General features: G+C 69.8%; 10 protein-coding genes and 2 tRNA genes. 3 read left to right on the top strand and 9 right to left on the bottom strand.

The window, feature by feature from the left end; all coding sequences use genetic code 11:
- Positions 1-28: 28 nt before the first annotated feature.
- The 4 genes from OG381_RS30640 to OG381_RS30625 form a co-directional block, all read right to left on the bottom strand.
- Positions 29-102 (bottom strand) — tRNA-Met (locus OG381_RS30640).
- A gap of 75 nt (positions 103-177) precedes the next feature.
- Positions 178-2,010 carry a tetratricopeptide repeat protein gene (locus OG381_RS30635; protein ID WP_327719280.1) on the bottom strand — a complete coding sequence of 611 codons (1,833 nt, stop codon included), beginning with the start codon at positions 2,008-2,010 and terminating at the stop codon, positions 178-180.
- Positions 2,011-2,217: 207 nt separating this feature from the next.
- A tRNA-Met gene (locus tag OG381_RS30630) sits at positions 2,218-2,291 on the bottom strand.
- A 59-nt stretch (positions 2,292-2,350) separates the two neighbouring features.
- A complete protein-coding gene (locus OG381_RS30625; protein ID WP_327722596.1) occupies positions 2,351-5,281 on the bottom strand; it encodes a UPF0182 family membrane protein in 2,931 nt (976 codons plus the stop codon).
- A 163-nt stretch (positions 5,282-5,444) separates the two neighbouring features.
- On the opposite strand from OG381_RS30625, the gene OG381_RS30620 reads away from it, so the two are divergent.
- On the top strand, positions 5,445-5,987 hold the full coding sequence (locus OG381_RS30620; protein ID WP_266888290.1) for a PPA1309 family protein: 543 nt from the start codon (positions 5,445-5,447) through the stop codon (positions 5,985-5,987).
- Between the two features lie 94 nt (positions 5,988-6,081).
- Here the strand turns inward: OG381_RS30620 and OG381_RS30615 are convergent, their stop codons facing one another.
- The 4 genes from OG381_RS30615 to OG381_RS30600 all read right to left on the bottom strand — a co-directional run bounded on the left by OG381_RS30615 (position 6,082) and on the right by OG381_RS30600 (position 9,208).
- The gene (locus OG381_RS30615) at positions 6,082-7,179 is read right to left on the bottom strand and encodes a YlbL family protein (protein ID WP_327719279.1); all 1,098 of its coding nucleotides are present in this window, start codon (positions 7,177-7,179) and stop codon (positions 6,082-6,084) included.
- Positions 7,180-7,238: 59 nt separating this feature from the next.
- Complete coding sequence (locus tag OG381_RS30610; protein WP_327719278.1) at positions 7,239-7,394, bottom strand: hypothetical protein; 156 nt, start codon at positions 7,392-7,394, stop codon at positions 7,239-7,241.
- 137 nt (positions 7,395-7,531) lie between these two features.
- On the bottom strand, positions 7,532-7,993 hold the full coding sequence (locus tag OG381_RS30605) for a molybdenum cofactor biosynthesis protein MoaE (protein ID WP_327719277.1): 462 nt from the start codon (positions 7,991-7,993) through the stop codon (positions 7,532-7,534).
- Positions 7,994-8,095: 102 nt separating this feature from the next.
- Positions 8,096-9,208: an SDR family oxidoreductase gene (locus OG381_RS30600; protein WP_327719276.1), complete on the bottom strand. Its 1,113-nt coding sequence runs from the start codon at positions 9,206-9,208 to the stop codon at positions 8,096-8,098.
- 193 nt (positions 9,209-9,401) lie between these two features.
- On the opposite strand from OG381_RS30600, the gene OG381_RS30595 reads away from it, so the two are divergent.
- The gene (locus OG381_RS30595) at positions 9,402-10,844 is read left to right on the top strand and encodes a zinc-dependent metalloprotease (RefSeq protein WP_327719275.1); all 1,443 of its coding nucleotides are present in this window, start codon (positions 9,402-9,404) and stop codon (positions 10,842-10,844) included.
- The gene (locus OG381_RS30590) at positions 10,841-11,356 is read left to right on the top strand and encodes an NUDIX hydrolase (protein WP_327719274.1); all 516 of its coding nucleotides are present in this window, start codon (positions 10,841-10,843) and stop codon (positions 11,354-11,356) included. Before OG381_RS30595 ends, OG381_RS30590 begins: the two co-directional genes overlap by 4 nt.
- 51 nt (positions 11,357-11,407) lie before the next feature.
- On the opposite strand, the gene OG381_RS30585 is transcribed toward OG381_RS30590, so the two are convergent.
- Positions 11,408-12,163, bottom strand: coding sequence for an AIM24 family protein (locus OG381_RS30585; RefSeq protein ID WP_327719273.1), 756 nt, complete (start codon positions 12,161-12,163; stop codon positions 11,408-11,410).
- Position 12,164: the final 1 nt, after the last annotated feature.

The following is a 12,164-nucleotide window of genomic DNA, read 5'->3' as shown; positions in this document are numbered from 1 at the left end:
CTTCTGGATTCCGGCCCTCGGCCTTCAGTAGCGGGGACAGGATTTGAACCTGCGACCTCTGGGTTATGAGCCCAGCGAGCTACCGAGCTGCTCCACCCCGCGTCGGTGAAATGAACACTACGTCAACGCGGAGGACGGAAGCAAATCGCTTTTCCCACGGTCCCCGGAGCCGGCCCGTCAGGCCGACAGTTCCTGCCGCAGCGCGTCCCGCAGACGAGCCGCCCGCTCCGACACCTCCCGCGGTCCCAGCGTCACGGCCCGGTCGGCCCAGCGCTGGCCCTCCGCGAGCTCCCCACGACGCGCGTAGACCAGGGCGAGCCGCAAAGCCGCCCGCCCGTGCCCCGCGTCCGCCGCACGGGTCCACCACACCGCCGCCTCGGGCTCGCTCCCCTCCCGGGCCAGCAGCAGCCCGAGATTGAAGGCACCGTTGCGGGAGCCCGCCTCGGCCGCCTCCCGGTACCAGCGAGCCGCCCCCACGACATCCCCGCGGGCAGCGGCCAGCATGCCCACCCGCACCTGCGCCCGCCGATGCCCCTGGGACGCCGCCCGCTCGTACCACTCCTCGCACTCGCTCTTGGAGGAGTGGACCGGCTCCCCCAGCTCATGCGCGGGCACGGGCGGGCGCCGGGCGTCCAGCACGGTCGCCAGCCGGTACGCCGCCTCCGAGCTGCCTCCTCCCGCCGCACACCGCAGATGCCGCTCCGCCGCCGCCTCGTCCCCGTCCCGCAGTCGCGCGATCCCGACCTGGAGCGCCGCCTCGGTGTGCCCGGCGGCCGCGGCCCGCTCGTACCACCGCAGCGCGACGGCGTCCTCGCCCCGCCCCGCGAAGAGGATCCCGAGGTTGAACGCCGCGTCCACGCTCCCGGCCTCGGCCGCCTTGGAGAACCACGGCTCGGCCCCGGCGGTGTCCCCGCCCTGCAGCAGCAGGATCGCCAGCGCGTTCGCCGCCTCCCGGTGTCCGGCGTACGCCGCCCGCCGGTACCACTGCTCGGCCTGCGCGGTCCGCGCCTGCTCGGCGCAGAGCAGCCCGAGGTTGTACGCGCCGTTGACGTCACCGGCGTCCATCGCGGCCCGGTACCACCGCTCGGCGGTCTGTGTCTCGCCCCGCTCGGCGTGCAGCGCCCCCAGCGCGTTCGCCGCGTTGCCGTCCCCGTCCTGAGCGGCACGCAGCCACCAGACCGCGGCGCTCTCGACGTCTCCCGCGTCACGCATCAGGAACCCGAGGGCGCAGGCGGCCCGTGCCTCGCCGTCCTTGGCGGAGGTCAGATACCAGCGCCCGGCCTCCTTCAGCTCACCGCGCCGCTCCAGGATCGCGCCGAGGTGCAGCGCGGCCCGCCGGTGTCCGCGCGCGGCGGCCTGCCGGTACCACTGCTCGGCCGCCGGGGAGACACCGTTGTCGGGCCCGTCGTCCCCTTCGGCGGACACTTCGCGATCAAGAGCGCGCGCCAGCCGGTAGGCCGCCTCACGGTGCCCCCGCTCGGCCGCGGCGCGCATCCACTGCCCGGCCGCGGCGTCCCCGCGGTGCTCCAGCAGATCGGCGAGCGCGTACGCGCCGAGGGCGTGCCCCTGCTCGGCGGACTGGCGCAGCCAGTACTCGGCGGCGGGCTCGTCGCCCTTCTCCCGGTGGTGGCGGCCCAGCGCGTGCGCGGCCGCGGCGGACCCGGCGACGGCGGCGATCCGCCACCATCCGGCGGCGTCGTCGGCGTATCCGCGCTGGTGCAGCAGGACGCCCAGGTTGTTGGCGGCGGCCCGGTCACCCGCGGCGGTGGCGGCACGCAGCTGGGGTTCGGCTCCGTCGAGATCACCGCGGCGCAGCAGCATGGCCCCGAGGACGCTCATCGCCTCGACATCGCCGGCTTCCGCGGCGAGCCGCTGCCTTGCTTCCTCGGCGGCCTCACCGGTCTCGTCCCGGTCGGAAGGCTGCACAAGATCGGCAGACTGCACAAAGTCAGCAGACTGCTCAAACCGCCCTGTCTCCAACAGAGTTGCCTTGTCCCCCATAACGTCCATCGTCGCACCACCTGCAACCTGGGTACACCTGGTATACCGCAGCCAGTGAGGTCACTTCAGCGTTTTGTCGACATGCCCACAGAGAGACAAGTCAAACACAGTTCGCCCAACTCCCCACGGCGGCACAGCCGTCCCTCTGTCCGGCACATGCGTTCGCACACCACGAAGGCCCGGATCCTTGATCAGGATCCGGGCCTTCGTTTTCAGTAGCGGGGACAGGATTTGAACCTGCGACCTCTGGGTTATGAGCCCAGCGAGCTACCGAGCTGCTCCACCCCGCGCCGTTGTGTTCAAACCGTACCACGGCGCGGGAGGGGCATTTGACCAGCTCAGGAACCGGTCAGCCGCTGGGACTGCTGCTCGGGCTCGGACTGCCGCTCGGACTCGGGCTGCTGCCGCCGGTCTTGTCCTCCTTGGACTGTGCGTCCTCGGCCCGTTGCAGCGCTTCCTCGAGGTCCTTCTGCGCCAGGCCGTACGCCTCCCAGTCGCCCTTCTTCAGGGCCGCCTGGCCGTCCTCGAAGGCCTTCTGGGCGTCGTCCAACGCCTCTTGGACCGTCGGGTTGTCGGAGGTCGGTGGCGGCTTCGTGGTGTCCCCGCCGTCGTCCTCCGGTGGCGTGGTGGTCTCGCCGTCCGCCCCGAACACCTTGTTGAGGGCCTCGTCGAGGGTGTCCTCGAAGGCGGTCTTGCCTCCGTAGGTCACCAACACCTTCCGCAGCAGCGGGTACTTCAGTCCACCACCGCGTACGTAGACCGGCTCCACGTACAGCAGTCCTCCGTCGAGCGGCACCGTCAGCAGGTTGCCGTACTCCACCTTGGAATCACCTCTGTTGAGGAGGCTGATGGTCTCGGCGATGTTCTGTTCGGAGTTGAACTGGCTCTGCACCTGTTTGGGTCCGGGGACGGTGGTGTTCGTCGGCAGTTTCAGGATTCTGATCTTGCCGTAGTCGCTGGTCCCCGCCTCGGCGTCGACCGACATGAACGCGCTGAGCTGGTCACGGCCGTTGGGCGTGAACGTCGTCGTGAGCGAGAACGCCTGCGCCTTCTGGTCGGGCATCTTCATGCTCAGGTAGTACGGCGGCACCGCGTCGCCCGACGTGTTGGTCGGGTCGTCCGGCACCTGCCACACCTCGGAGCCGCTGAGGAACGTCGTCGCGTCCTTCACGTGGTACCGGCTGAGCAGCTCGCGCTGGACCTTGAACAGGTCCTGCGGGTAGCGCAGATGAGCCATCAGCGAGTCCGAGATCGCGGTCTTCGACTTCACCGTGCCCGGGAACGCCTTCATCCAGGTCTTCAGGACCGGGTCCTTGGTGTCCCACTGGTACAGGCTCACCTGGCCGGTGTAGGCGTCGACGGTGGCCTTCACCGAGTTGCGGATGTAGTTGACCTGGTTCTGCTGGGCCACCACCGCGCGCGAGTTGTTCGTCGCGGTCAGCGAGTCGGCCGTGGTGTCACCGAGGGTCGTACGCGACGAGTACGGGTAGCCGTTCGTCGTCGTGTAGGCGTCGACGATCCACTGGATCTTCCCGTCCACGACCGCCGGGTAGGCGTCGCCGTCGATGGTCAGCCACGGGGCGACCGCCTCGACGCGCTCCTTGGGCGTGCGGTTGTACAGGATCCGCGAACCCTCGCCGATCGCGCCGGAGTAGAGGATCTGCGGCTCGTTGAACGCCACCGCGTACGCGGCCCGGTTGACCGGGTTGGAGAGGTTGACCCCGCTCTTGCCGTTGTAGCTGAAGGTCTTCTCGCCGCTGTCGTCGGAGTAGTCGATCTCCTTCTGGGGACCGCCGACGATCGAGTACTCGGTGGTCTTCTCGCCGTAGTAGACCCGCTGCTGATACGTGCCGAGGTCGCCCTGCGAGGGCAGGTCGGACTCGGTGAAGACCGGGCGGCCCTCGGAGTCGGCGGCGGTGCCCTTGGCGGCGACCACGCCGTAGCCGTGGGTGTAGCGGAAGTGGTCGTTGATCCAGTTGTTCTTCGGAATGCCGGCGAGGTTCAGCTCGCGCAGACCGATGACCGTGTCCTGGTCCTTGCCGTCCTTGGTGTAGCGGTCGACGTCCAGGTTGATCGGGAACCCGTAGTAGTTGCGCATCTGCTGAAGCTGCTGGAACGTCGGCGAGACGATGTTCGGGTCCACCACGCGGATGCTGGCCGTGTTGTCGACGTCGTCGCGCAGCTTGGTCTTGTCCGTGGTCGTGGACGTGCCCGCGTACTCGTTGACGTCGGCGTCGTCGATGCCGTACGCCTCGCGCGTCGCCTTGAGGTTCTTGGTGACGTACGGCGCTTCCTTGGCCTGCTCGTTCGGCTGGACCTGGAACTTCTGGACGATCGCCGGGTACAGGCCGCCGATGAGGATCGCCGACAGCACCATCAGACCGAAGCCGATGACGGGCAGCTGCCAGGTGCGCCGCCACAGGGTGGCGAAGAACAGCAGGGCGCAGATGACGGCGATGCAGAACAGGATCGTCTTGGCCGGCAGATAGGCGTTCGCGTCGACGTACCTCAGGCCGGTCCAGTTGTCGGTCGCCTTGAAGTCGCTGGACTTGACCGCGAGACCGTACCGGTCGAGCCAGTAGGCCACCGCCTTCAGGGCGACGAAGACGCCCATCAGCACCGACAGATGGCCCGTGGCGGCGGCCGTGGCGCGCGCACCCGGGCTGGTGATCCTGAGCCCGCCGTACAGGTAGTGCGTCAGCGCGGCGGCGATCACGGACAGGATCGCAGCTGCGAAGCCGAAGCCGAGCAGGAACCGGTACCAGGGCAGGTCGAAGGTGAAGAAGGAGATGTCGAGCTTGAACTGCGGGTCCTTCTCACCGAAGGACACACCGTTGACCCACATCAGCCAGGTCCGCCACTGGCTCGACGCCGAGGCGCCGGCGATGAGGCCGACGAGCGCGGTGATCCCCAGCAGCAGCCACTTCTTGTAGGGCGCGATGCCCATGCGGTAGCGGTCGAGGTTCTGCTGCTCCATCGACATCGCGCTCAGCGGTGGCCGCAGCCGGTGCGCCAGCCAGATGTTGAAGCCGACCGCCAGGGCCATCAGCAGGCCGAAGACGAAGAACAGACCGATCTTCGTCCACAGGGTCGTCGTGAACACGGACGAGTAGTTCACCGACCGGTACCAGAGCCAGTCCGTCCAGAACCCGGCGAACATGGTGAACGCCATGCCGAGCACGGCAAGGACGCCCAGTGTCATGAGCAGGGTCCGGACACGCCGGGACGGGCGGCCCACTCTGATCCGTGGCCCCGTCGGGCCTCCGCCGCGGTCCGGCATCTGGAAAGCCAAGGTGCGCACCTCGAAAGTCGCTGTTGGTCCGTCAGACCCGCGTCCCCGCGGGCCGTCCGTGGGCCACGTGATCGTAGGCCCTCACCTATGCAACTTACTCACGCTTTACTCGGTTCCCGATTCGGGCCATGAACGAGGCAGGATTGTGACCATGTCCAACACACCCATGGCAGCGAGCCCCCTGACCCGGGCCGTACTCGAGATCGACGAGTACGTGTCCGGCCTCGGCTGGGACCAGCCCGCTCGCCTCTTCGCCCTCGTAGACACCGCCCGGCTGCGCGCTCAGGAACCGGGCCTCGCGGCCCAGCTCGGCCTGGAGGACGAGCAGGCGACCACCGGTCTCACCCCGATCGAGCAGGAGGAGATCCCGGCGGGCAAGCCGCTGGACGAGTTCCTCGGCACGATCGCCTGGCCCGACCCGGTCGTCGGCTGCGCCCTGACGGTGGAGCGCCTGATGCTCCCGCCGTCCGCCGAGGCGTCGGTCCCGGAGGGCCTGAGCGACAAGAAGCTCTCCCAGTGGGTCGCCAAGCACCCCGACCGTCAGGAGGTCCGCATGACGGTCGCGGTCCTGCGGGACGGCACCCGCGACTCGGCCCTGCGACTGCGTGAGAAGGACTCCCCGACGGAGGTCCTCACGGGCGGCGCCCTGGTGCCGGGGCTCGCGGAGGCGCTGTCGGCGACGTTCGAGGACTGAGTCCTTCCGGTACGACCGTCTCTTCCCGTACGTGAACGGGGGCGCCCCCGGTCCTGGGGCGCCCCCGTTCACGTACGCGCGCGTGTCTGTTCCGTCAGCCCTTGGTCGTGCACTTGGGCAGGCCGTCGGTGTCGCCGGAGCGGATGTCCTTAAGGGCGCCGAGGGCGTCCGCGATGGTGTTCACCTTCACCAGCGTGAGCCCGCCGGGAGTGTCCTTGGCGGCGGCCGCGCAGTTGTCGGCGGGCGTGAGGAAGTACCGGGCTCCCTTGTCGCGGGCGCCGACGGTCTTCATCTCGATGCCGCCGATCGGGCCGACCTTGCCGTCGTCGTCGATGGTGCCGGTGCCGGCCACGAACGTGCCGCCGGTCAGGCTGCCCGGGGTGAGCTTGTCGTAGATGCCGAGCGCGAACATGAGCCCGGCACTCGGACCTCCGACGTCGGCGAGCTTGATGTCGATGGTGAACGGGAAGGTGTGGTCGGTCCCGGCGGAGATCCCGACGACGGCGCGCTTCTCGCCGTCGTCGTCGGACGCCCTGGTCGTGACGGTCACGTCCTCGGTTCTGGTCGCCGTCCGCTGCTCCTTCTCCGCGGCGGCCTGCTCCTTGGCGGGCACGATGGTGAAGACGACCTTCTCGCCGGTCTTGTGCTTGGTGACCAGCTCGGCGACGTCGGCGGGCGCCTTGACGGCGGTCCCGTCGACGGCCTTGATGACGTCACCGGCGTGCAGCCGGTCCTCGGCCGGGGAGTCCTTGACGACCGTGGAGACGATCACGAAGGACTTCACGGGGACGTCCAGCTCCTTCAGGGCGGCGACCTTGGCGCTCTCCTGGGACTGGCTGAACTCCTCGGCGTTCTCCTGGGTGGACTGTTCCTCGGTCTTGCCGTCCGGGTACAGCGTGTCGTGCGGCACGACCTTGTTGTCGTGCGCGAGCCAGCCGTACACGGCCTCGACGAGGTTCATCTTGTAGTCGGCGCTGGTGACCCGGACGGTGGTCATGTTCAGGTGGCCGCTCGTCGCGTACGTCTTCCGGCCGGAGATCTGGAGCACCGGCTCGCCGTCGTGATCGCCCAGGGTGTTCACCGTCGGCCCGGGGGACATCTCCGCGTACGGCACGGGGATCAACACACCCGCGCACAGGAGTGCGATCAGCATCAGGGTGGAGGCGAGCATCGTCGCGGTGCGGCGTGGCATGGCACGACAGTACGGGACGCCCCTGTCAGCGACCCGTCAGGGCCGCCTGAAGGACTGTCTCAGGGTTGCTTCTCCATGGCCTCGCGGAACCGGGCGTACCCGTCCAGCTCGGGCCCGTCGCTGCGGGTCCTGCGGGTCCGGTTGGCCCAACTGCCCCACAGACCTGCGCCGATCGCGGCCAAGAGCGGAATCAGCAACCAGGCGAGCGCCGCCATGTCGTCCTCCCAACCCCGGTGCGCGACCGCAACTGACTGATCAGCAGATTAACCATCCGCACTGACAACGCTCACGCCAGGGGTGCGGTTACGCAACCGGAGACAACAGAAGGAAGGATTCGGCAGAGGCCGTGGGCTCAGCAGGCGCCGACCCACTCCTCCGTTCCGTCGGAGAACTTCTGGTGCTTCCAGATCGGCACTTCGTGCTTGAGTTCGTCGATCAGTTTCCGGCAGGCCTCGAAGGCCTCCCCGCGATGCGGGCACGACACGGCGACGACGACGGCGAGATCCCCGACGCTCAGGTCCCCCACGCGATGCACCGCGGCCAGCGCCCGCACGGGGTACTCGGCGACGACCTTCTCCGCGACCCGCCGCATCTCCGCCTCGGCACTGGGATGACACGAATAGCCGAGCTCGTCGACATCGGCTCCGCCGTCGTGATTGCGCACGGTCCCGACGAACAGCGCGGTCCCCCCGGCCGCGTCGTCCCCGACGGCCTTGAAGACCTCGTCCAGGGAGAGCGCGGTCTCACGAATGGCGATGAGCTTGATCGCGTCCTGCGCGCCCCGCTCACCGGGGTGATCGTCGATGGCTGCCATGCCCCCATCGTGCCTCATGCCCGCGACCACACGGAATAGCGTGATCGCCCGGCACGCGCGCGTGGGCGTTTGGAGCCTCCTACAGGCCTGGACCCCTCGATCTCAGATCCGCCGCCGGGCCTTCCGCGCCCGCCGCACCACGGCCGCCGCGCCCAGCAGCGCCACCGTCGCACCCGCGGCGCCCGCGGCCGTCGCGTCCTTGCGGCCCAGTCGGCGTCCCACGACCGTGTGCCGTCCGGAGACCTCCTCCAGCAGCTCCGCGAGGACCTCCTCGTTGGTCCACTGCGGCCGCCATCCGGCGTCGTGGAGCCGGCTGCCGCTCACCACCCAGGGGTACATCGTGTAGGCGAGATCCCCGGCCGGAGACGGCGTGAGCCCGATCCGGTGCAGCCGGGCCGCCGCGCCCAGCGCGACGGCCGAGGGCAGCTCCATCCGCCGGATCCCGCTGAGCTCCTCGACCTCCTCCTGCTCCAGCCATCCGTCACAGCCGACGGCGAGCTCGCCCTCGACCTTCTCCAGGACGGCGTACTCCAGAGCACTGCACAGATCCTCGACGTGGCAGAACTGCCAGGCGGGCCGGGAGCCGGCCACGACCAGCAGCCGCGGCGACTCGAAGTACCTGGTCAGCGCGGTGTCGATGCCTCCGACGAGGACAGCGGGCCGCACCACGGTGACATTGAGCCCGGGGTGCGCCCGCGGAGCGCGCCGCGCGAGCCGCTCGACCTCCAGCAGGTCCCCGACCCCGGTCGCCTCCGCCGTCGCCCGCAGCTCCGCGTCCTCGGACAGCGGCAGCTCGTTGTCCGGAAGGGCGCCGTAGACCATGGCGGAGGTGCACAGCACGACCCGGTGCACGCCGGCCGCGGCCGCGGCGGTCAGCACGGTCTGCGTACCGCGCACGTTGTAGGCCGTACGGGCGGCGCCGTCGGTCTCCAGATCGAGATCGAGCGCCAGATGCACCACGACGTCCGCGCCCCGCAGCTTCTCCGCGATCGCCGGGTCCCGCACATCCAGGATGTGCCACTGTGCCGCCGCGCACTCGCCCCGCCGCTCGTCGATGGCGATGACCTGCTTGATCTCCTCCGAAGCGGCGAGCCGCTCGGTGAGCAGCGCGCCGACACCGGCGGCGGCGCCGGTCACGGCGACGACCGGTCCGCGCAGGCCGGGATGGGTTGACCGGTTTCGCGCTGCGCGAACCTGTGGATCAGGGGAACTCACCGGGCGTCTCCAGCGGTTGTCTTCAGTACGGGCGCGAGTGACGCGTACGTACCAGGTGGCATCCATCCTGCCGCAGGCCGAGACTCGGCGGAGCACCGAGGCCCGATCCGCTCGCGGTGTCTAGGCTGGGTGGTGTTATCGGGCAGTCGCGCCGTCGGAGAGACACCGGCGGCCTTACCAGCCGAGGAATCCCGTGAGTGACACCCCATTCGGATTCGGCCTTCCGCCGGAGGAGCCGGACGACGGCGACGAGGGCAAGAAGAAGGACCAGCAGAGCGGTGGTGGTCAGGGCCCGGCCAACCCGTTCGGTTTCGGCGGGCTGCCTGGAGCCGGCGGCTTCGGTGCCCCTGGTGCCGACAACCCGTTCGCTGCCATGTTCGGTTCCCTGAACCCCAACGACCTGGGCGCCGCGTTCCAGCAGCTGGGCCAGATGCTCTCGTACGAGGGCGGCCCGGTGAACTGGGACATGGCCAAGCAGATCGCCCGCCAGACGGTCTCCCAGGGCACCGCCGACGGCACCAAGGACGCGAGTGTCGGCCCCGCCGAGCGCACCGCGGTCCAGGAGGCCGTCCGCCTGGCCGACCTGTGGCTCGACGACGCGACGTCCCTGCCGTCCGGCGCGGGCTCCGCCGTGGCGTGGTCCCGCGCGGAGTGGGTCGAGGCGACCCTGCCCGCGTGGAAGGAGCTCGTCGACCCGGTGGCCGAGCGCGTCGGCAACGCCATGGGCGACGTGCTGCCGGAGGAGATGCAGGCCATGGCCGGCCCGCTGATCGGCATGATGCGCTCGATGGGCGGCGCCATGTTCGGCACGCAGATCGGGCAGGCCGTCGGCGTGCTGGCGGGTGAGGTCGTCGGCTCCACCGACATCGGCCTGCCGCTCGGCCCGGCCGGCAAGGCCGCGCTGCTGCCGCTCAACGTCGAGGCGTTCGGCAAGGACCTGGGCGTGGCGCAGGACGAGGTGCGGCTGTACCTCGCGCTGCGCGAGGCCGCCCACCAGCGTCTCTTCACGCACGTGCCGTGGCTGCGCTCGCACCTGTTCGGCGCGGTCGACGGGTATGCGCGCGGCATCAAGGTCGACACCGCCAAGCTCGAGGACGTGGTCGGCCAGTTCGACCCGCAGAACCCCGAGCAGTTGCAGGACGCTCTCCAGCAGGGCATGTTCCAGCCGGAGGACACGCCCGAGCAGAAGGCGGCGCTGGCCCGTCTGGAGACGGCTCTGGCGCTCGTCGAGGGCTGGGTGGACGCGGTGGTCCACGCCGCCGCGAAGCCTCGTCTGTCGTCGGCGGACGCGCTGCGCGAGACCCTGCGCCGCCGTCGCGCCTCGGGCGGCCCGGCGGAGCAGACCTTCGCCACGCTGATCGGGCTGGAGCTGCGCCCCCGCCGGCTGCGGGACGCCTCCCGGCTGTGGGCCTCGCTCACGGACGCGCGCGGTGTCGACGGCCGGGACGGGCTGTGGGCCCACCCGGACATGCTTCCGACCGCCTCCGACCTGGACGACCCGGACGGCTTCGTCCACCGCGAGCAGCTGGACTTCTCCGAGCTGGACAAGATGCTCGGCGAGGCGGCGCAGAAGCCCGACCTGAAGAAGAAGGACGCCGACGCCGACAAGGACGACAAGGACGACGACACCGAGTGAGCCTGTTCGACGACGCGGTCCTCGTACTGAAGGGCTACGAGGACCAGGAAGAGCTGCGCCAGACCTATCTGGATCATCTGGCGACGCACCCGGACGGTATGTGGAAGGCCTGTGGCGACGGGCACATCACGGCGAGCGCGCTGGTGATCGACCCGTCGCGCGGGCAGGTCCTGCTGACCCTCCACCGGAAGCTGCGGATGTGGCTCCAGATGGGCGGCCACTGCGAACCGGTCGACGAGAGCCTGGCGGCGGCCGCCCTGCGCGAGGGCACCGAGGAGTCCGGCATCGAGGGGCTGACCCTGCTGCCCGGCGGCCCGGTCCGTCTGGACCGCCATCACACGCCGTGCGCCTGGCACCTCGACGTCCAGTACGCGGCGCTGGCCCCGGCCGGGGCGGCGGAGGCGATCAGCGACGAGTCCCTGGACCTGCGCTGGTACGCGTACGACGAGGTATCGGACGTGGCGGACGAGTCCGTCGTACGGCTGCTCGAAGCGACCCGGGCCAGGCTGTGAACGCGTAAGGGGCGACCACCATGGTGGTCGCCCCTTACCTGTCACGTGTGGCTAGCTCCAGGCGTTGCCCTGGTTCTGGCCGCGGGCGCCCTGCTGCCCCATCCCGTACTGCGCGGCGAGGCCGGAGCCGATCTGGGCGTTCTGCGGCGGCAGCAGCTCGCTGGGCTGGACGATCGCGTAACCGCTGCCCATGAAGCTGAGCTCCCAGCCCTCACCGGTGTTGCCCCGGCGCCGGAACACCCCGGAGGAATGCGTCTGGGCCTGCATCTGGACGCGCAGCGAGGTCGACCAGCCGACGATCGCGTCGGCGTCGCAGTTGACGTACTTGTCGGGCGTCACCTGCATCATCAGCGGCGCGCCGGAGGTCATGAGGGCGACCTTGCCGCGGCCGGTGATGTTGAGCTGGTACTTCCCCGAGCCGGAGATGCCGTAGAGGCTGTCGACGGCGATGACCTCGTGGTGCAGCGACGAGTCCATGGCGAGGACGTAGCTGCTGTCGACGGTCAGTCCGTCCTGCTCCACGTCCACCAGATGGACGTGCTGCTTGAGATTGGCGAGATAGACCGTGCCCTGCCCGTGGCAGCGCATCAGATCCAGGCCCTCGCCGGTCTGCGCACGCGCGCGTCCCTGCTGGTTGCTCTGGTACTCGGCGTCGAACTCCATCAGGCCCTGGTAGGCGACCATCGTGCCCTTGCGGGCGAGGATGTCGTCGTGGCCCTCCAGGCTGACGCGGAGCATCTGCTTGTTCTGCAGGCTCCAGCGGTCCTGGGTCTGCTGGTCGTTGTAGGCGAAAAGCGGACTCTGCATG

The organism is Streptomyces sp. NBC_00490 (assembly GCF_036013645.1).
Classification (GTDB): Bacteria; Actinomycetota; Actinomycetes; order Streptomycetales; family Streptomycetaceae; genus Streptomyces; species Streptomyces canus_F.
The sequence above is the reverse complement of the archived record's forward strand: the minus strand, read 5'-3'. Positions and strand labels throughout refer to the sequence as shown.

Coding starts and splice junctions, on each gene's coding strand:
- OG381_RS30635 (WP_327719280.1), bottom strand. CDS start 2,010: ATGGACGTTATGGGGGACAAGGCAACTCTGTTGGAGACAGGGCGGTTT.
- OG381_RS30625 (WP_327722596.1), bottom strand. CDS start 5,281: ATGCCGGACCGCGGCGGAGGCCCGACGGGGCCACGGATCAGAGTGGGC.
- OG381_RS30620 (WP_266888290.1), top strand. CDS start 5,445: ATGTCCAACACACCCATGGCAGCGAGCCCCCTGACCCGGGCCGTACTC.
- OG381_RS30615 (WP_327719279.1), bottom strand. CDS start 7,179: ATGCCACGCCGCACCGCGACGATGCTCGCCTCCACCCTGATGCTGATC.
- OG381_RS30610 (WP_327719278.1), bottom strand. CDS start 7,394: ATGGCGGCGCTCGCCTGGTTGCTGATTCCGCTCTTGGCCGCGATCGGC.
- OG381_RS30605 (WP_327719277.1), bottom strand. CDS start 7,993: ATGGCAGCCATCGACGATCACCCCGGTGAGCGGGGCGCGCAGGACGCG.
- OG381_RS30585 (WP_327719273.1), bottom strand. CDS start 12,163: ATGCAGAGTCCGCTTTTCGCCTACAACGACCAGCAGACCCAGGACCGC.